The sequence below is a fragment of the Mycobacterium sp. SMC-14 genome, from assembly GCF_046250075.1.
GTDB lineage: Bacteria > Actinomycetota > Actinomycetes > Mycobacteriales > Mycobacteriaceae > Mycobacterium.
In genome coordinates, this window is sequence record NZ_CP176429.1 from 4,329,011 (window position 1) to 4,347,922 (window position 18,912).

At 66.6% G+C, this 18,912-nt stretch carries 18 protein-coding genes, 1 tRNA gene and 1 other RNA gene; 9 read left to right on the top strand and 11 right to left on the bottom strand.

All coding sequences use genetic code 11. The features are described from left to right. Window position 1 precedes the first annotated feature (1 nt). Both ACKY0W_RS20545 and ffs read right to left on the bottom strand, forming a co-directional pair. The gene (locus ACKY0W_RS20545) at window positions 2-1,312 is read right to left on the bottom strand and encodes an aminotransferase class I/II-fold pyridoxal phosphate-dependent enzyme (protein ID WP_409435579.1); all 1,311 of its coding nucleotides are present in this window, start codon (window positions 1,310-1,312) and stop codon (window positions 2-4) included. A 17-nt stretch (window positions 1,313-1,329) separates the two neighbouring features. Further along, an RNA gene (gene ffs, locus ACKY0W_RS20550) (signal recognition particle sRNA small type) lies at window positions 1,330-1,426 on the bottom strand. Between the two features lie 100 nt (window positions 1,427-1,526). Between ffs and ACKY0W_RS20555 the strand changes: the two genes are divergently transcribed. The 3 genes from ACKY0W_RS20555 to ACKY0W_RS20565 all read left to right on the top strand — a co-directional run bounded on the left by ACKY0W_RS20555 (window position 1,527) and on the right by ACKY0W_RS20565 (window position 3,795). Then, window positions 1,527-1,612: transfer RNA gene (locus ACKY0W_RS20555), tRNA-Ser, on the top strand. Window positions 1,613-1,693: 81 nt separating this feature from the next. After that, complete coding sequence (locus ACKY0W_RS20560; protein WP_409435580.1) at window positions 1,694-2,431, top strand: hypothetical protein; 738 nt, start codon at window positions 1,694-1,696, stop codon at window positions 2,429-2,431. Between the two features lie 29 nt (window positions 2,432-2,460). Beyond that, a complete protein-coding gene (locus tag ACKY0W_RS20565) occupies window positions 2,461-3,795 on the top strand; it encodes a DUF4226 domain-containing protein (RefSeq protein ID WP_409435581.1) in 1,335 nt (444 codons plus the stop codon). Between the two features lie 22 nt (window positions 3,796-3,817). On the opposite strand, the gene ACKY0W_RS20570 is transcribed toward ACKY0W_RS20565, so the two are convergent. The 4 genes from ACKY0W_RS20570 to ACKY0W_RS20585 all read right to left on the bottom strand — a co-directional run bounded on the left by ACKY0W_RS20570 (window position 3,818) and on the right by ACKY0W_RS20585 (window position 8,456). Beyond that, window positions 3,818-4,381, bottom strand: a complete 564-nt coding sequence (locus ACKY0W_RS20570) for a hypothetical protein (protein WP_409435582.1) — start codon at window positions 4,379-4,381, stop codon at window positions 3,818-3,820. 11 nt (window positions 4,382-4,392) lie between these two features. Next, window positions 4,393-4,866, bottom strand: a complete 474-nt coding sequence (locus ACKY0W_RS20575) for a DUF5078 domain-containing protein (RefSeq protein WP_406756796.1) — start codon at window positions 4,864-4,866, stop codon at window positions 4,393-4,395. A 216-nt stretch (window positions 4,867-5,082) separates the two neighbouring features. After that, window positions 5,083-7,983, bottom strand: a complete 2,901-nt coding sequence (locus ACKY0W_RS20580) for an RND family transporter (RefSeq protein ID WP_409435583.1) — start codon at window positions 7,981-7,983, stop codon at window positions 5,083-5,085. Beyond that, entirely contained in the window at window positions 7,980-8,456 is a 477-nt protein-coding gene (locus tag ACKY0W_RS20585) for an MmpS family protein (RefSeq protein WP_409437871.1), read from the bottom strand. The genes ACKY0W_RS20580 and ACKY0W_RS20585 overlap by 4 nt, the downstream gene beginning before the upstream one ends. A gap of 56 nt (window positions 8,457-8,512) precedes the next feature. Here ACKY0W_RS20585 and ACKY0W_RS20590 point away from each other — a divergent pair, with 56 nt between their 5' ends. Then, window positions 8,513-9,193, top strand: coding sequence for a TetR family transcriptional regulator (locus ACKY0W_RS20590; RefSeq protein WP_409435584.1), 681 nt, complete (start codon window positions 8,513-8,515; stop codon window positions 9,191-9,193). Window positions 9,194-9,288: 95 nt separating this feature from the next. Here the strand turns inward: ACKY0W_RS20590 and ACKY0W_RS20595 are convergent, their stop codons facing one another. Beyond that, on the bottom strand, window positions 9,289-10,320 hold the full coding sequence (locus ACKY0W_RS20595) for a DNA polymerase domain-containing protein (protein WP_409435585.1): 1,032 nt from the start codon (window positions 10,318-10,320) through the stop codon (window positions 9,289-9,291). Continuing rightward, entirely contained in the window at window positions 10,320-11,363 is a 1,044-nt protein-coding gene (locus tag ACKY0W_RS20600; RefSeq protein ID WP_409437872.1) for an ATP-dependent DNA ligase, read from the bottom strand. The genes ACKY0W_RS20595 and ACKY0W_RS20600 overlap by 1 nt, the downstream gene beginning before the upstream one ends. 304 nt (window positions 11,364-11,667) lie before the next feature. Here ACKY0W_RS20600 and ACKY0W_RS20605 point away from each other — a divergent pair, with 304 nt between their 5' ends. Beyond that, entirely contained in the window at window positions 11,668-12,738 is a 1,071-nt protein-coding gene (locus ACKY0W_RS20605; RefSeq protein ID WP_409434931.1) for an IS110 family transposase, read from the top strand. Between the two features lie 114 nt (window positions 12,739-12,852). On the opposite strand, the gene ACKY0W_RS20610 is transcribed toward ACKY0W_RS20605, so the two are convergent. Then, on the bottom strand, window positions 12,853-13,758 hold the full coding sequence (locus tag ACKY0W_RS20610; protein WP_409435586.1) for a haloalkane dehalogenase: 906 nt from the start codon (window positions 13,756-13,758) through the stop codon (window positions 12,853-12,855). A gap of 76 nt (window positions 13,759-13,834) precedes the next feature. Here ACKY0W_RS20610 and ACKY0W_RS20615 point away from each other — a divergent pair, with 76 nt between their 5' ends. Genes ACKY0W_RS20615 through ACKY0W_RS20625 form a run of 3 tightly spaced genes read left to right on the top strand, consistent with a single transcriptional unit; the run spans window position 13,835 to window position 16,289 of the window. After that, complete coding sequence (locus ACKY0W_RS20615) at window positions 13,835-14,251, top strand: DUF302 domain-containing protein (protein ID WP_409435587.1); 417 nt, start codon at window positions 13,835-13,837, stop codon at window positions 14,249-14,251. A 12-nt stretch (window positions 14,252-14,263) separates the two neighbouring features. Then, window positions 14,264-14,398 (top strand): hypothetical protein, encoded by a 135-nt coding sequence (locus ACKY0W_RS20620; protein WP_409435588.1) that lies wholly within the window; start codon window positions 14,264-14,266, stop codon window positions 14,396-14,398. 34 nt (window positions 14,399-14,432) lie between these two features. Beyond that, window positions 14,433-16,289 (top strand): fatty acyl-AMP ligase, encoded by a 1,857-nt coding sequence (locus tag ACKY0W_RS20625; RefSeq protein WP_409435589.1) that lies wholly within the window; start codon window positions 14,433-14,435, stop codon window positions 16,287-16,289. Here the strand turns inward: ACKY0W_RS20625 and ACKY0W_RS20630 are convergent. Together ACKY0W_RS20630 and ACKY0W_RS20635 are read right to left on the bottom strand one after the other, a co-directional pair. Next, window positions 16,286-16,759 (bottom strand): NUDIX domain-containing protein, encoded by a 474-nt coding sequence (locus tag ACKY0W_RS20630; RefSeq protein WP_409435590.1) that lies wholly within the window; start codon window positions 16,757-16,759, stop codon window positions 16,286-16,288. The two genes, ACKY0W_RS20625 and ACKY0W_RS20630, sit on opposite strands and share 4 nt — an antisense overlap. Window positions 16,760-16,762: 3 nt before the next feature. Next, window positions 16,763-18,121 carry a WS/DGAT/MGAT family O-acyltransferase gene (locus ACKY0W_RS20635; RefSeq protein WP_409435591.1) on the bottom strand — a complete coding sequence of 453 codons (1,359 nt, stop codon included), beginning with the start codon at window positions 18,119-18,121 and terminating at the stop codon, window positions 16,763-16,765. Between the two features lie 50 nt (window positions 18,122-18,171). On the opposite strand from ACKY0W_RS20635, the gene ACKY0W_RS20640 reads away from it, so the two are divergent. Then, window positions 18,172-18,912: an Rv3717 family N-acetylmuramoyl-L-alanine amidase gene (locus ACKY0W_RS20640; protein ID WP_409435592.1), complete on the top strand. Its 741-nt coding sequence runs from the start codon at window positions 18,172-18,174 to the stop codon at window positions 18,910-18,912.

The window sequence follows — 18,912 nt, forward strand, 5'->3', positions numbered from 1 at the left end:
CTCAGCCCAGCAGCTGCTCGGCGGCGGCCAGCAGCGCACAGGTGGCCAGTCCGTCGACGGCGTCGCGCAGGTCCTCGGCGGACGGGAACGACGGGGCGATCCGGATGTTCTTGTCCTCGGGGTCCTTGCGGTACGGGAACGACGCACCGGCCTCGGTGACCGCGATGCCGGCGTCCTTGGCCAGCGCGACGGTGCGACGCGCGGTGCCCGGCCAGACATCCAGGCTGATGAAGTAGCCGCCCTTGGGGTCGGTCCACGACGCGATCTTGGAGTCCCCGAGGCGACGCTCCAGGATTTCGGCGGCCAGCTCGAACTTGGGCGCCAGGATCTCCTGGTGGCGGCGCATGTGCAGCCGCACCCCGTCAGCGTCGCCGAAGAACCGCAGGTGACGCAGCTGGTTGACCTTGTCCGGGCCGATCGAGCGCTTCCCGGCGTACTGCAGGTACCAGGCGATGTTGCCCAGCGAGCCGCCGAAGAAGCTGACACCGGCACCGGCGAAGGTGATCTTCGAGGTGGAGGCGAACACGTACGGCCGGTTCGGGTTGCCCGCGGCCGCGGCCAGCCCCAGCACGTCGATCTGGTGGGGGAACTCGGTGGTCAGGGTGTGCACCGCGTAGGCGTTGTCCCAGAACAGCCGGAAGTCGGGGGCAGCGGTCTTCATCTGCACCAGCCGGCGCACGGTCTCCCAGGAGTAGGTGATGCCGGTCGGGTTGCCGAACACCGGCACAGTCCACATGCCCTTGATGGCCGGGTCGGCGGCGACGAGCTCTTCGATCAGGTCGACATCCGGGCCGTCCTCGCGCATCGGGACCGGGATCATCTCGATGCCCAGGGTCTCGGTGATCGCGAAGTGCCGGTCATAACCGGGCACCGGGCACAGGAACTTGACGGCCGGCTCCTGGCTCCAGGGCCGCGGCGAGTCCACGCCACCGTGCAGCATCGAGTAGACGACGACATCGTGCATGAATTCCAGGCTGGCGTTGTTTCCGGCGATCAGGTTGGGGACCGCGATGCCGAGCAGCTCCCCGAAGATGGAGCGCAGCTCGGGCAGACCGTGCAGGCCGCCGTAGTTGCGGGTGTCGGTGCCGTCGTCGCCGCGGTAGTCGTCGGGGCCGGGCAGGGCCAGCAGTCCGTTGGCCAGATCGAGCTGCGCGGGCGCCGGCTTGCCGCGGGTCAGGTCCAGTGACAGCTTCTTGGCCTGCAGCGCGGCGTAGTCCTGCTGGTAGCGCTCATGTTGCGCGGTCAGGTCGGCACGGTTGAGGGTATGCAGCGACACGACGTCCCTTTCAAGTCCCTTATCAAGCGCAATCATCCGGCGAAGGCCCGACATATAAGGGGACCCCGCGCACCCGCCAGAGCCCATTGACCCTTGCTGCCTTCCGGCCCTGGGGGAGTTCACAGGATGGACGCCGCGCGGGGTCCAGGGGCAAGTCTAGCGGTCCAGCAGAGCGCGGCGACGCGGGGCGGGAACCCGACTGGAAGAGCAGTGCGCAGGCCCGCCGAGGGACTCAGTTACCATTGCCGACGGAGGATTCGCCTAGTGGCCTATGGCGCTCGCCTGGAACGCGGGTTGGGTTAATAGCCCTCAGGGGTTCAAATCCCCTATCCTCCGCACCCGATTCAGGTGCGGCCGGACCGAAAGATCGAGGTCCGGTCGCACCTGAATCACTAGCTGACGAGCATGGGAGGTGGCGTGAGTCGTACCGTCGCCACGATTTGGCACGCGTCGCTCTCGACCCTCGCCGCCATTCTGTATTTCCTCTTTGTCCTGCCGCGATGGTGGGAGCTGACCGGCTTCAGTCCGCATGTGCTGGGCACCGTGATGCGAGTCATCCTCGGACTGCTGGTCGGGGCAACGGCCCTGCCGGTGGCGACGGTCTTGAAGCAGGCCCGCAAGCCCGAGTACGGCACCCCGCAGCTGGCGCTGTCGCTGTTGACCGGCTCGATCGTGGCGCACCTGGTGGCCGGCGCGTTGATCGCGGGCACCGCGGTCAGCGAGATCTGGTTGTCGCTGGACAGCTTCGGAATGTGGCTGTTCGGGATTTATGGGGCCGCGGCCGCGATCGCCCTGTTGGGAATCGGCGCGTTCTACCTGGCGTTCGTCGCCGAGATGCCGCCGCCGCCCCCCAAACCGATCAAGCCCAAGGCCGAGAAGCAGCCCAAGAAGGAGCGCCGGCGGGGCAAGAAGTCCGGCGACGCGAAGGCCGAAGACTCTGAGGCCGACGACGATGCCGAGGCTGACGACGACGCGGCCGAGGCTGACGACACTGACGACGACGCGGACGCTGACGCTGACGACACCGAGACCGAGACCGAGACCGAAGCCGAGACTGAAGCCGAATCGGCGGGCGAGGACGCGGACGAGCCGGCATCGACCGACGACGACAAGCTGCGCCCCACCGGCAAGCGCCGGGTGAAAAAGAGCCAGTAGCCCAACCCGGGCCGACTACCCTGTGCGCTATGGCCGAGAACCTCGGTGCTTTCGCGGATGCGGCACGCGCGCGTGAAGACCTGCTCGCGAACCGGCTGGCGGCATCGGTAGCGGCCGACAAAGAGCTCCAATCGGTCCTGCAGCAGGCCGTACAGCACAGCGTGAGTTCGCGGCAACGCCTGGACGCCATCGAGGCCGAGATCCGCCAATCGGCAGCCAGCTGGCCGGGCCTGGACACCCCCACCGGTTCCCGCCAATTCCAGCGATTCCTGACCGCCAAGACTCGCGAGATCCACCGGGTGGTCTCCGAGGCCGCCGCCGACAGTCGCCAGCGGGCTCAGCTGGTGCAGACCCTGACCAACCACTACAAGCTGGGCAGCGGTGAGGGCGGACAGGACCCGCATATCCGGCTGGTGGACAACACGATTCCCGCCGACGGTCAGCAGCCGCACGATCCCACCATCGCCGGCGTGGGCAGCCCGCCGATGCCGGAGAAGCAGGACGGTGCACCGTATGACCTGGGGGCGACTATCCCGGGCACTGGCATCGTCATCACCGGCGATCCGGAGAGCGGCCACCCCCGCATACACATCCCCGGCAAGCCCGACATCGACAATCCGTTCCCGGTCGACGATGGTTTCCGGGCACTGCCGACCGGCACCGCCGTCGGCCCCGACGGTCAGCAATACGCGTTCTACAGTGTGCGGCCCTACGGGCCCGGCACCTCACCGGACAACTACATCGCGCCGGAATCGCGAGTACAGAATCTGGCCGACCCGGCAACGGATTTGGGACCGCTGCTGGGCACCCCCCTCGGTTCAGACACCAAGGTGGGTATCTCCCAAGCCAGCGGCGTCTACGACCCGGCATCCGGAACCATGGTCATCGTCGGGAACGTCGGCCAGGACGGTCAGCGCGCCCTGTGGCAGTCGGCCCCGGTCGTCGCCGGTGACCCGCCGAACGCCTGGATGAACAGCCTGCACGAGGTCGGCGCCTTCGACAATCTCGGTCCCGGCAACCGGGAGAATCAGATTGTGGCTCTGCCCCAGGGCGGGTATCTGTTGACCAGCGCGAGCGACGACCATCAGGTCATGGGCGTGGCCGCGGGCACCCCGCAGGGCCTGCTCCAGGCTCCCGCACAGGAGCTCACCGGCCCCGGATTCATCCCGAGCCCCGGCAATCAGCCGGCCGTCCCGTATGGGCCGAGCATCGTCAACGTCGAGACGCTTCCCAACGGGCAAGAGCAGGTGACGATGCGGGTCAGCACGTGGCCGACACCGGAGGGCTGGCCGGTCGGGCCAGATGCCCCGCCACCGCCTTATCACCCGCGGACCTACACGACCACCTTCAACATCGACCCGTAGCGCAGCCGGGGCCCTGGCAGCGTCAGAACGCCGAACTGCCCGACGGGCTCAGCACGAACCCGTGATGTCCCAGCGAGGTGTCCAGGCAGGCGACGAGCTGGTCGGTGCCCACTGCGCAGGTCACGTTGCCGTAGGTCAGCTTCTGCCCGACGCCCAGGAAGGCCCCGTTGGAGAATTGGCGGCCGCAGCCGGTCGATTCGCGGTTCAGCCGCAGGCCCGCCGCACCCTGGGAGCGCACGGTCCCGATCACACAGCCGCCCGCCACCGGGGCGCCGGAGCCGAGCGGCGCGTTGGCCAGGCCCGGCATGTCGCCGTCGCACATGATGGCCTGCGATGATCCCGCCGGCGGATCGATGGCGTCGAATTGGCAGGCGACGTTGTAGGGCGTGGAGAAATTCACCCAGCGCCCCGGCCCCTTCGGGCCCGTCGAGATGTAGTTGTCCACCGGGACCGCGGTGAAGTCGTCAAAGTTGGGGAACCCCGCAGGTTGAGCACCCGCAGGAGATCCCGAAGCCCCGAGGAGCAGGCCGCCCGCCGCGCCGGCGACGAGCAGAACCCGTATGACTCGACGGATGGAACCGCTCATCGCCTCTCCTGTTACGGCTTGGGGGCCCAGTCCCACACCGACATGTCGTCGCGCGGGTACTGGCTGCAGGCCTCGGTCGACTTAGCGACGACGCCCTTGTTGTTGAAGAAGATCTTGGCGTGGTTGGGCCACGACACCGTCACCGGGTCGGCGAAGTTGGTCGCCAGTTCCTCGGAGTAGGCCCGGCGCTGCTCGGGGTTCAGCGAGAAGAACCAGTGCATCTTGTCGATGGCAGCCTGCTGCACCTGCACCGGCTTGTTGTGCATGTCGATCATGTAGCGCTCGTAGTAGATCGGCGACAGGTCACGGCTGGCGGCCAGCATCTGCTCGGCGCTGCATTCGGTCCGGATCACCCGGCGCGGGATCGGGAAGTCGTCGGTCGCGTCGGCGGAGGCGGTGGCGGGCAACAGCACCGCGGCCGCTGCTGCACTTACAGCGGCCGCAGTCACGACGATGCCCCGCAGAAACGGGCGGTGCGTACGCATGGAATCCACTGTAGCCATTCCCCCGGTCCTTTCACTCTGTCAGTTTTCGGACGCCGAACCCGACGGTGAGGCCACTGAGTCGGGTGAAGCAGGTGAGGCGAATGCGCCAGCAAATGGCCGCTCAGCCATTCGAACTCAGTAAGCAATGCTACATAACTTTAGTCATGCTACCTAATTGGTTTTCTGGCCCCTGAGCATGCAATCGCTCACACCCGGCTACCGGTTGTGGGCCAGCTCCTGGGTGTCATCCCCCCGCGCGAGCGCGGCGGCTTCTCGATGCCGGGCGGCTTTCCCACCGACGTGCGGCAACACGTTGATCGGCCACCAGAACCAGCGCCCCAGCAGCGCCGCGATCGACGGCGTCATGAACGACCGCACGATCAACGTGTCGAACATCAGCCCCAGCCCGATCGTGGTGCCGATCTGCCCGATGATGCGCAGGTCACTGACCGCCATCGACGTCATGGTGAAGGCAAACACCAGTCCCGCCGACGTCACCACCTTCCCGGTGCCGCCCATCGCCCGGATGATGCCGGTATGCAGCCCGGCGTGGATCTCCTCCTTGAACCGGGCTACCAGTAGCAGGTTGTAGTCGGAGCCCACCGCCAGCAGGATGATCACGCTCATCACCAGCACCAGCCAGTGCAGCTGCATGCCGATGAGGTACTGCCAGAACAGCACCGACAGCCCGAACGACGCACCCAAGGACAGCGCCACGGTGCCGACAATCACCAGCGCGGCGATCAGGGCACGGGTGATCAGCAGCATGATGATGAAAATCAGGCACAGCGAGGCGATTCCGGCGATCAACAGGTCGTAGTTGGAGCCGTCGTGCATGTCCTTGAACAGCGACGCCGTGCCGCCGAGATAGATCTTGGCGTCTTCGAGCGGCGTGCCCTTGAGCGCTTCTTCGGCCGCGGTGCGGATCTTGTCGATGTGCGAAATACCTTCGGCCGTGGCCGGATTGCCCCGGTGCGAGATCATCATCCGGACGGCCTTGCCATCCGGGGAGATGAACATGTTCATCGCCCGCTTGAAGTCCGGGTTCTCGAACACCTCGGGTGGCAGGTAGAACGAATCGTCGTTCTTGGACTCGTCGAACGCCTTGCCCATCGCGGTGGCGTTGTCGCTCATCTCGTCCATCTGGGCGAAGATGCCGGACATGGTGCTGTGCATCGTCAGCATCATGGTCCGCATGGTCTCCATGGTGTCGATCATCGGCGGGAAGGTGCTCAGCATCTGCGGCATGAGCGCGTCCATGTCTCCCATGTGCGCGATCATCTTGTCCATGCTCTCGCTCATCGGATCAACGCTGTCGACCATGTCGAACGCCGAGCGCAGCGAGAAGCAGATCGGGATGTCGTAGCAGTGCGGTTCCCAGTAGAAGTAATTGCGGATCGGCCGCCAGAAGTCTTCGAAATCGGCGATGTGGTCCCGAATGTCGTAGATCTGGGCCTGTAGGTCATCCATGTCGACGACCATCTCGTGGGTGATGCCGGCCAGTTGGCTCATGTGGCCGTACATCTGGCGCATGGTGGCGATGGTTTGAGCCATCGCCTCGGCCTGAGTCAGCATGTCGTCCATGCGCTTCTTCTGGAACTGCATGGTCTGTAGCTGGCCGGCGTTCTGCATGCTGATCTGGAACGGGATCGAGGTGTGTTCCAGCGGGGTTCCCTGCGGGCGGGTGATCGCCTGCACCCGGGAGATCCCGACGACCTTGAACACCGACTTGGCCAATTTGTCGATGACCAGGAAGTCCGACGGGTTACGCATGTCGTGATCGGACTCGATCAACAACACCTCGGGCATCATCCGGGACTGCGAGAAGTGCCGGTCCGCCGCGTTGAAGCCCTCATTGGCGGGGATGTCGGACGGAATGTATTTCCGGTCGTCATACGCCGGTTGATATCCCGGCAGCGCCAGCAGGCCGACGGCCGCGACCGCCAGTGAGGCAACCAGAACCGGGCCGGGCCAGCGGACGATCACCGTGGCCACCCGCCGCCAACCGCGGGTGCTGGTGGCGCGCTTGGGGTCGAACAGGCCGAACCGGCTGCCCACGGTGATGAGCGCCGGGCCCAGCGTCAACGCCGCGGTGACCGAGACGAGCATGCCCACCGCACACGGGATGCCCAGCGTGACGAAGTAGGGCATCCGAGTGAAGTGCAGGCAGAACACCGCTCCGGCGATGGTCAGGCCCGAGCCCAGGATGACGTGTGCGACGCCTTCGAAGGCCGTGTAGTACGCCGATTCCCGGTCTTCGCCGGCCTGGCGGGCCTCGTGATAGCGGCCGATCAGGAAGATCGCGTAGTCGGTGCCGGCGGCGATCGCCAGTGAGACCAGCAGGTTGACGGCGAACGTCGTCAACCCGACCCAGTGGTGGTGGCCCATGAACGCCACCACGCCGCTGGCGGCGTTCAGTTCCATGTAGACCATGCCCAGCAGCAGCGCCACCGTGATGACCGACCGGTAGACGAGCAACAGCATGGTCAGGATCACCAGAATGGTGACCACCATCATCTTGAACATCGACTTGTCGCCGGCATGGTTCATGTCGGCGGCCAGTGCCGCGGTGCCGGTGACGTAGACGGTCAGCCCCGGCGGCGCCTGGACCGAGTCGACGATCTCGCGGACCGAGGCGATGGAGTCGTTCGCCGCCGCCTGGCCGATATTGCCGACCAGGTTCAACTGCACGTATGTCGCTCTGCCGTCGGCACTTTGGGCTCCGACCGCGGTCATCGGGTCGCCCCAGAAGTCCTGTACGTGCTGGACGTGCGCGGTGTCGGCCTTGAGCTTCTCGACCACTTCGGCGTAGTACTCGTGCTCGGCGTCGCCCAGTTCGTGGTCGGCTTCGAGCACGATCATCGCGGTGCTGTCGGAGTCCGACTCCTTGAAGACCTTGCCCATCTCCGTCATGGCCTGCATGGAGGGGGCGTCTTTAGGACTCGCCGAAACGGCGTTCTGTTTGCCGACCTCTTCCAGTGGCGGAACGGTGGCGACGAGCACCGCGATCAGCGCCAGCCACGCCAAGATGATCGGTATGGCGAACCGGCGGATGGTCCGTGCGATGAACGGCCGCTCCGGCTGTTCGCCGGCGCGAGGCGTGTTGGGCTGGCTCATGCCGCCTTCAGCAGGCAGAACGTGTAGGCGTTGACCTCGTTGGAGATCCGCTCGGCCTTCACTTCGCCGTCCACGATGATGCGGCAGCCGATGCTGTTGCTATTGCCTTGAGCCATGATGCTTCCCACCACCGCGGGGAGGGTGGTGACGATTTCGAGCTGCCACGGCAGGGTGGCGTCGGAGACACGTTGCGGTTCGGAGTTGACGTCGAAATAGCTGATGTCGGCCACCGTCCCTGGCGGACCGAAGATTTCGTAGGTCAACCGCTTGGGGTTGAACGGTTTGGTCTCGTCGTTTTGGCCGTCTGAATAGGAGGGGCGCTTTTCAGAGCCGAACAGGCCGTGGATGCGCGTCACGGTGAATGCGGCGACACAGACCACCGCCAATATGACCAGGGGTATCCACACCCGGCTCAGTACCTTGAAAATCGAAGTCCCCTCACACCAGCAAGCTTTGGATACCCTAACCCACATCAACGTGCGTAAACGCACGCTACAGCACTCCCACGGAGGCCCGCAACGCACATCGTGTGCGTTATCCTCTCGCTGTGCGTCAGGTCTCCTTCAAACGTGCCCGCAGTGACGCGAACAAGCGTCAGCGGGCTGATGCGTTGATGGAGGCGGCGCGTTCGGTGGCCTCGGAGAACGGTGTCGCGTCGGTGACGCTGACGGCGGTGGCGAGCCGGGCCGGGGTGCACCACTCGGCGGTACGGCGTTACTTCAGCTCGCACAAAGAGGTGCTGCTGCGGCTAGCCGCCGAGAGCTGGGAAGGCTGGTCAGACACCGTTTGCACCGCACTGCGGCAGCCCGAAACGATGTCGCCGGACCGGGTGGCCGCCACCCTGGCCAGCGGATTGGCCGCGGACCCGTTGTTCTGCGACATGCTGGCCAACCTGCACTTGCATCTCGACCACGAAGTAGACGCCGAGCGGGTGATCGAGATCCGACGAAAGATCACCGCGGCGGGGCTGACCATGGCCGACGCCCTCCGGCAGGCACTCCCCCGACTGGGCAAGCAAGGTGCCTTCGATCTGTTGTTGGCGTCCTATTCGCTGGCGGCGCCGCTGTGGCAGGTCGCGCACCCACCGACGAAGCTGGCCGACGCTTATGCCGCCGAGCGGCAGGTGCCACCGGAGTGGAACCTGGACTTCACCACCGCGTTGACCCGACTGCTCACCGCCACCTGCATCGGGCTGTTGCGCCAGGAGTGAAGGTCCTGACGCCTGAGATTGCAGCCAGGGCTGCCGTCTCAGGTCCCAACACAGCCCTGAGTGCAAAAACGAGACCTCAGCAGCGGGCCATACACCTACGTGTTCCTGTGCAAATCGGTATCCCGGCTGGGCTGTACCCGCTTGGGCTCACCCGGCATCTTCGGGTAGTTCGGCGGGTAGGGCATGTCCCCCAGTCCGCGGGCTTCGTCGGCGGCCACCATGTCGAGCAACGGCTGCAGGGACTGTTCGAAGTCGTCGATGGCGTTCCACGGGTCACCGCGCCGTGCGATCAACTCCGGCACCGTGCTGATGGTGTAGTCGTCCGGATCGGCGCCGTCGGCCAGCTCGTCCCACGTCAGCGGGGTGGACACGGTGGCGATCGGCGTGGCCCGCACCGAGTAGGCCGACGCCATGGTGCGGTCGCGCGCATTCTGGTTGAAGTCGACGAAGATCCGCGTACCACGCTTCTCTTTCCACCATTCAGCGGTGGCCGCCTCCGGTGCACGCCGCTCGATCTCGCGGGCCAGCGCGATGCCGGCCCGGCGGACCTCGATGAAGTCCCAGTCGGTCTTGATCCGCAGATAAACGTGCAGACCGCGGCCGCCGGAGGTCTTGACGTGGCCGACCAGCCCGAGCTCGTCGAGCAGCGGGCGCACCACCTCCAGAGCGAGCGCACGGGCCTCGGCGAAGCCGGTGCCCGGCTGCGGGTCCAGGTCGACGCGCAGCTCGTCGGGGTGATCGGTGTCGGGGCAGCGCACCGGCCAGGGATGGAAGGTCACGGTGCTCATCTGCACGGCCCACAGGATGTCGGCGGGCCGGGTGACTTTGAGGGCGTCGGCGGTACGCCCGGACGGGAACGTCACCCGGCAGGACTCCACGTTTTCCGGGTGCGAACGCGGCAGCCGCTTCTGGTAGACCTCGTCGCCGTCGATGCCGTCGGGGAACCGCTGCAGGTGACTGGGCCGGTCGGCCAGGGCGTGCAGCAGCGGTCCGCCCGCCACCGCCAGGTAGTAGTCGGCCAGCGCCCGCTTGGTGCCGCCGGCGCCCAGCCGAGGGAAGTACACCTTGTCGCCGCTGGTGAAACGGACGGCGATGCCATGGACATCCAATTCCTCGGGGCCGGGCATCAGGTCTCCAGTACGTCGGCGAGGTCGTAGTTCAGCGGCACCTCGAGCTGGTCGAAGGTGCAGCTGGCCGGGTCGCGGTCGGGACGCCACCGCAGCAGCTTCACGGTGTGGCGGAAGCGGCTTCCCTCCATCTGGTCGTAGGCGACCTCGGCGACGCGCTCGGGCTGGATCGGGACCCACTGCTTGTCGGCGGCAGAGTTCCACCGGCTGGCCTCGCCGTCGCGGACGTCACCGATGCGAAGCGGTTCCAGCTCGGTCAGGAGCTTGAGCCGATCGGCATCGGTGAACGCCGACGAACCGCCGACCATCGCCAGCTCGCCGTCGGGGCGGTACAGGCCCAGCAGCAGCGAACCGATGCCGACGCCGCTCTTGTGGATGCGATACCCCATCACCACGCAATCGGCATCGCGGTGGTGTTTGACCTTGACCATCTCGCGCTTGCCGGGCAGATATGGTCCGTCGGTCCGCTTGGCGACCACCCCGTCCAACCCGGCGCCTTCGAACGTGGTGAGCCAGCGCGTGGCCAGTTCGGGGTCGGCGGTGGCCCGGGTGATGTGACAGCTCACGCCGCCGGCGATCAGCTCGGCCAGCGCGGCGCGTCGCAGGCGGAACGGTTCGTCGAGCAGCGACGCCGAACCGGTGGCCAGCGCGTCGAAGGCGATGAACTGCGCCGGGGTCTGTTCGGCCAGCAACCGCACCCGGCTTTCGGCGGGGTGAATCCGCTGGCTCAGCGAGTCCCAGTCCAGCCGGATCCGCCCGCCGATCTGGCGCGGCACCACCACTTCGCCGTCGAGCACGCAGCGCGGGGCGGTCTCGGCGCGCAGCCCCTCCAGCAGTTCCGGGAAGTAGCGGCTCAGCGGTTTGCCGTTGCGGGACTGCAGCAGCACGTCGTCGCCGTCGCGAAACACAATGGCACGAAAGCCATCCCATTTGGGTTCGTAGGACCAGCGCCCCGGCTCGTCTCCGTCACTCGGAACCTTGGCCGCCGCCTTGGCGAGCATCGGGGCCACCGGCGGCGCCACGGGCAGGTCCATGGTGTCCATCATGGATGCTGCGGCCCCATCTGTCATAGAAGCCACGGCCGGGAGGAGATGCGGCTGTTGCCCACCTTTGAGCGACTGTGAAGATTTGAGTGGCTGTCGGGCGGGCTGACCCACTTGAGCGACTGACCCCGTCTTTGCGGGTGTCCTTGATTTGATCTGTCGCCTGCTCGGCAGTCGCGCCCCTGGTGCTGACCGGGCGGGCAGTGACCTCATAGGAGCCTGACCGGAATTCAGGTCCCATCACAGTCTTGTCCGGCCCGACCGGCCAGCGTCACAACCCTGCTGAAAGGTCGCGATACCAATCATGCCAACACAAGTCCCCGGTGGTCGAGTCATCGTCGGTGTCGACACCCATAAACACCTGCACGCCGCGGCGGTCCTCGATGAACGTGGCGCCCTATTGGCCACGGCCACCTTCGATGCGAACACCAGCGGATATCGCGCGTTGATCGACTGGGCCGGCACGTTCGGAACCGCATCGAGCTTCGGGATTGAAGGCACCGGCTCCTATGGCCGCGGCCTGGCCGCAGCGGTACGTCGCAGCGGCAGCGATGTGGTGGAGGTGATGCGACCCAACCGCCAAGACCGCCATCGCCGCGGCAAATCCGATCTGCTCGACGCCGAAAATGCCGCTCGCGCGGTGCTAGCCGGCCACACCGAGGCGATCCCCAAGACCGACGACGGCACGGTGGAGATGATCCGGCACATCAAAGTCGCCAAGAACGCCGCAGTCAAAGCCCGCACCACAGCCATGCAGTCACTCAAGGCCGTGCTGATCACCGCACCGGCCGAGTTACGCGAAACCCTCCAACCCCTGCCCAACATGGCCCTGCTGCGCCGCTGCGCCAGCCTCCGGCCGGGCCCGACCACCTCGGTGACCGCAGCAGCCAAATACAGTCTGCGGGCCATCGCCCAACGCTGGCTGGCCCTCAACGACGAAGTCACCGAGCACGAAAAGCTACTGGGCACCCTCATTAAACAGATCGCCCCGCAGCTGACCGCCGCGGTCGGGATCGGCCCCGACAACGCCTCAGAGCTGCTGATGGCACTCGGTGACAACGCCGAACGTATCCGCAACGAAGCCGCCTTGGCCAAACTCTGCGGCACCTGCCCGATCCCGGCCTCCAGCGGCAAAACCCTCCGCTACCGGCTCAACCGAGGCGGGCATCGCCGCGCCAACGCCGCACTGCACCGCATCGTCGTCGTCCGCATGAAATACCACGAACCCACCCGCGCCTACGTCGCCCGACGTATCACCGAAGGCAAAACCAAACCCGAAATCATGCGCTGCCTCAAACGCCACCTCATCCGAGAAATCTGGACCCTCACCAAACACCTACGCCAACAACCCACCACCCACCAAACCGCGGCTTGACGTCTATAGGAGCATCAAACCCGGGCTCGCCAGGCCAATCGGCCGACAATCGGGCGACGTTGTCGCTCAAAGTCGGACAATGACCCCTATCCTTGGCCGCCGGCATGGGAACCGTCAGCGGCGCAGGAATTCCACGACGTGGCGGGCCAGTTCTTCGCCGGCATCCTCCTGCAGGAAGTGGCCGGCGTCGTGGATCACCGGGTGAGCCCGGCCGTGTGCCCCGACCATCTCGCGCTGAAAGATCGGCGCCATGGCCCCGGTGATCGGATCGCCGTCGCTGAACGCGACCAGCATCGGGGTCTGCGAGGCGCACAGCGCAGCCCACGCCGCCCGGTTGGCCGGGGCCGCGGGATCCTCCGGCGTGGTGGGGATCAGCGACGGCATCGTCCGGGGACCGACGCAGTACCTGTCGTCGGGAAACGGGGCGTCGTAGCCGGTTCGGACGGCTTCGCTCATCGGGCGGCGGCACCCGGCCTGCACGAACCATCCGACATCGATCGTCGGTGCGGTCTGGATCGCCTCCCGGAAGCGCCACCAGACCTCCGGCATCGGAATGTCCCCGGTGGGCAGGCCGGTGTTGGCCACGACGACGCCGCTGAACCGGTCCGGGTTCTCGGCGAGTACCCGCAGCCCGATCAACCCGCCCCAGTCCTGGCATACCAGCGTGACGTTGCGCAGGTCGAGGACGTCGAACGCCAGCGCACGCATCCACTCGACATGTCGCGCGTAGGTGTGGTCCTGCGCGCGGGTCGGCTTGTCGGAACGGCCGAATCCGACCAGGTCCGGACAGATGACCCGATACCCTGCCTCGGCCAGGATCGGCATCATCTTGCGGTACAGATACGACCACGACGGTTCGCCGTGCAGCATCAGGATCGGATCCCCATCTGCGGGACCGTCTTGCACCCACGCCACCCGAAGCGTGCCACCGTCATCGTCGTCGAGGTCGCAAAACTGCGGCGGGTAGGCGAAATCCGGGAGGCCGGCGAACCTGTCGTCGGGCGTGCGCAGGGTCTGCATGAGGCGACGATACCGTGAAGGTATATACCCCCGGGGGTGTCTGATAGACTGGGCTCACCGCAACCAAGGAGGCCTCATGTCCGTGGCGATGAGCACCGCAGTGACCGGCGCCGATTTCGACGCCGTCACAGCGAAGACCCGGGAGATTTTGAAGGACAACGGTTTCGGCGTGCTGACTGAAATCGATATGCAGGCAACGCTGAAAGCCAAGCTCGGCGAAGAGATGGAGCGCTACCTCATCCTGGGTGCCTGCAATCCACCGCTGGCGCACCGGGCCGTGAGCGCCGAGAAGCGCATCGGGGTGCTGCTGCCCTGCAACGTCGTGGTCCGCGAAGACACCGAACATCCGGGCACGGTGCTGGTGGAGGCGATGAATCCGCAGCTGATGGCCCAAGTCATCGACAATCCGGCGTTGGCGGCGATCGCCGATGAGGTGAGCGAGAAAATCCGCACCGTCATCGATACGCTGGCAGTTGCCTTGCGCACCACCTGAAAGGAACCGCCGATGTGCTACCCCGTGCCGTGCCAGGTCTGCGGCAAAATCACCTGGGACGGCTGCGGCGAGCACGTCGCGGAGGTGAAGGCCCAGGTGCCACCGGAACAGTGGTGCGGCGGCCACTCGCAGACGCAACGCTCCTAGAGGCGCCCCTGGGCGCACGGATTATGGTGTGGGCATGCCTGAGCAGTTCATTCCAACAACGCCCACCCTGGTGGACTTGCTTCGGCTGCAGGCCGACCGATACGGGGACAAGGTCGCTTTCCGCTTCGCCCCCGACGGCAACAATGTCACGGCCAGCCTGACCTATCGGGAACTCGACGCCAAGTCTCGAGCAGTTGCGGCCGACCTGCAGCGCCAAGGCGCCGCCGGGCAACGAGTGCTGGTGATCTGCCGACCGGGCCTGGACAGCATCGTCAGCATTTTCGGCTGCTTTTACGCCGGGGCGATCGCAGTGCCGGTCGACACTCCCCTGGCACGTCTGAAGCTGGTCGCGCCCGATGCACAAGCCGCCTTCGCGGTGGCGACCTCCACCACCCAAAACCAACTTCAGATGGCAGCTGCCGATGTGCCCGGCATGTCGGCGCTGCGGTGGTGCGCCATCGACCACGCCGCCACCCCTGAAGCGTGGCAGGCGCCCGACATCGACCCGAGCACCACGGCGATGATTCAGTACACCTCCGGGTCGACCAAATCACCCAAGGGTGTGGTCGTGACGCACGGCAACCTCATGCACAACTTGGAGTCCATCCGGCGGGCCTACCACGGCAACGAGAACGAGACGAGCGTCTACTTCCTGCCGCAGCAGCACGACATGGGACTGATCGGCGGAGTCCTGGAGATGATCTACGTCGGCTGCACCACCGTATTGATGTCGCCGATCGTCTTCTTCCAGCGGCCGATGGCGTGGCTGGAAGCCATGTCTCGGTTTCGCGCCAACACGACCGCAGCACCCAACAGCGCCTACCGGTTGTGTGTCAAACAAAGCACCCCCGAGCAGCGTGCGGCATTGGACCTGTCGCACTGGACCACCGCCGCGAGCAGTTCCGAGCCGATCCACGCATCGACCATTCAGGAGTTCGCCGACGCGTTCGCTCCGGCAGGATTCCGCATCGAGGCGTTTCTGCCGTGCTACGGCCTGGCCGAGGCCACCCTGCTGGTCTCCGCCGACCCCACTCCTGAGGTCGCCGGCGTCCGCTACCTCGACAGCAAGGCGCTGAGCGAGAACCGCACCGTCGACGTCGACGCCACCACCGACGCCGTCGCAGTGGTCAGCTGCGGCCCACCGGTGTACGGCCAACGGGTCGTGATCGCCGACCCGGAGACCCGCCGCAGCCTCGGACCGGACGAGGTCGGCGAGATCTGGGTCTCCGGGCCCAGCGTTGCGCAGGGGTACTGGGCACGGCCGGTAGAGAACGCGCACAGCTTCGCCGGATTCCTCTCGGACACCGGTGAAGGCCCTTTCCTGCGCACCGGCGACATGGGATTTCTATGCCAGGGCGAGGTATTCGTCACCGGGCGGTGGAAGGACCTCGTCACCATCGGCGACAGCAACTACTTCCCGAACAACATCGAGCCGACGGTGCAGGACAGCCATCCGGCGTTGCTCGCTGACCGCGGCGCGGTCTTCGCCGTGCAACCGAAACCGCATGGCGACGCCCGACTGGTGATCGTGCAGGAAGTGGACTATCGGCAGCAGGTCGCCGAGAGCGAATATCCCGGGATCATGGAGTCCATCCGCGCGGCGGTCAGCGAGCAGCACGGCTTGGACGCCCACGACGTATTGCTGGTGCCGGCGATGCGGGTGCCCACCACCTCGAGCGGCAAGATTCAGCGGGGCGAATGCCGGCGCCAGTTCCTCGACGGTGAACTGAATGCGCTGGCGCAGTGGCACGCTCCGGCGGCGCCGGCCGTGCGGTCCCCGCAGGGGGCCGCGGCAACCGGCGCGAACACGCTGGCGCGGATGATCGTTTCCAGCTTGGCGCAGCGGCGTCAACAGCAACAAGGAACACCGCCGAGCCAGACCAGCGGTTAAGGCTCGATGCCCAGGTAGTGCACCAACCGGTCGAGGACGGGCCGCTGCCCGGCCAGCAGCTTGATTCGCGCCTGGGCCACCGAGAACCAGCCGACCCGGTCTACTTCCGGAAACTGCCGTAGTTGTCCCGACCGCGGCGGCCACTCCAATTCGAAGGTGTTGCTGCGGGCGTCGGTCACGTCGAGGTCGCCGCGCACCGCGAACACCGTGACCACTTTTCCACCGGCCTGGCGCACCTCGCCGAGGTCGGCTCGCTCGCCGTCCGGCGGCTGAAGGCCGAGCTCCTCGGCGAATTCACGTCGCGCGGTGTGCCATGGGTCCTCACCCTCGGGTTGCTCGCCCTTGGGAATCGACCAGGCCCCGTCGTCCTTGCGCGCCCAGAACGGTCCGCCGGGATGGGCGATCAACACCTCAACTCCGCCGTCGGCGCCCGACCGATACAACAGCAACCCGGCGCTGCGCTTGGCCACGCCTCACACCCCCACGGCGTGTTCCAGCTCTTCCAGCGCGGTGTTCAAATGCCCGAGCAGGCGCTGCAGGTGCGGAACCGACCGACGGCAGCCGACCAGCCCGAAATCGAGATTGCCGGCGTTGCTGACGACGGTCATGTTCAGTGCCTGCCCGTCCAGCGCGATCGACATCGGATAGTTGCCGTCCAGGCGGGCGCCGCGCCAGTACAGCGGCTCGGCCGGACCGGGAACGTTGGAGATGACGATGTTGAACGGCGGCTTGGCCGCCGAGACGAAACCGGGAATGGCCGCCAAGGCCAGCGGCGCCATGTTGGCCGCCGACAAGGCCAGCGCCTGGGTGCGCGGCAGCTCGCTGAACACCTTCTTGTTGCGGCGCATCGACTCGCTGATGGTCGCCAGTCGCTGCGCCGGGTCTTCGAGGTCGGTGGCCAGGTTGCACAAGATGGTGCCGACCATGTTGCCGCCGGAGTCGGCTTCGGCTTCGGTGCGCAGGCTCACCGGGACCATCGCCACCAGGGGGTGGTCCGGCAGGGCGTGCTGCTCGTCGAGGTAGGCGCGCAACGCGCCGGCGCACATCGCCAGCACCACATCGTTGAGGGTGACCCCGGCCGCCCTTTTGACCGCGATCACCCGCTCCACCGGCCAGGACTGCGCCGCGCAACGGCGAGCGCCACCGATTTTGACGTTGAGCATGGTGCGCGGCGCTTCGAACGGCAGGGTCAGCTGCTGCTCCAGTAGCGCGGCACGCGCCAGCTTCACCGTCGACGGCCCTAGGGCGGCAACGCCTTTGACCATCGACGTCAATTCGCTCAACGGGGATGGCGAGTCGGGGCGCGGCCGCGATGGGGGCCGGACCGACCACGGAGTGCGCAGTTCCGACTCTCGCGGGTCGGTCGACAGGGTGTGGCGCATCAGCCGCAGCAGCGAGACGCCGTCAATCAGCGAGTGGTGGATCTTGACGTAGACGGCGAACCGGCCGTCGGCCAGGCCCTCCACCACGTGGGCTTCCCACAGCGGGCGGTGCCGATCGAGCAGGCTGCCGTGCAGCAGCGAGGTCAGCTCCAACAGATCACGCACCCGCCCCGGCACCGGCAGTGCCGAGCGCCGCACGTGGTACTCAAGATCGACGTCGTCGTCGAAGGCCCAGCGCGCGCTCGGTATGCCACCGAACAGCGACGCCGGGCGCTTCCGGAAGGCGGGCTGCAGGTCACGGGCGCCCAACAGGCTCCGGTAGATCTCGCCGACGAATTCCGGTCCAGACCCCTCCGGCGGCTCCAACAGCATCAGCCCGCCGACGTGCATGGGGTGCTCGCGCGTTTCGGTCAGCAGAAAGACCGAGTCGAGCGGTGACATCAGCTGCATCGATCCATTACACCCCGGAGGGGCCCTTGGCCGCTTGCTAGTCTTGCCCCGTGCGTCGCCGGGCCATTGTCTGTGTCGCCTCGGCCGGGTGCTTGCTCACGGCCGGCATTGTTGCGCCCGCCGCTCCGGCAGATCCCGCGAATCCCGCCGTTGCCGGCAAAACGGTGTTCCTGGACCCCGGGCACAGCGGCGCCAACGACGCCTCGATCGGCCGGCAGGTGCCCAATGGGCGCGGCGGCACCAAGCCCTGTCAGACCAGCGGAACCGCCGCCGACGACGGCTACCCCGAGCACAGCCTGAACTGGGACGTGACCAACCGGATCCGGACCGAACTCGAGCGCCTCGGCGTGCACACCGAACTCTCGCGCGCCGACGACACCTCGGTAGGCCCGTGCATCGACGCGCGCGCCGCCGCGGCCAACGCTGCTCACCCGGATGCGATCGTGTCCATCCACGCCGACGGCGGGCCGGCCTCCGGCCGCGGTTTCCACGTCAACTACTCCAGCCCGGCGCTCAACGACGCCCAGTCCGGCCCGGCCGTGGCGCTGGCCGGTGACATCCGGGATTCCCTGGCCGCCGCGGGGATCCCGCAATCCAGCTATTTGGGCGCCGACGGCCTCTACGGGAGAGCGGATCTGGCCGGACTGAATCTGGCCGAGTATCCGGCGGTGCTGGTCGAGCTGGGCAACATGCGTAACCCCCAGGACGTGGCACTGTTGGAGAGCGCCGACGGCCGAGCGCAGTACGCCTCGGCGGTCACCAGCGGGATCGTGGCCTACCTGAGCAGGTGA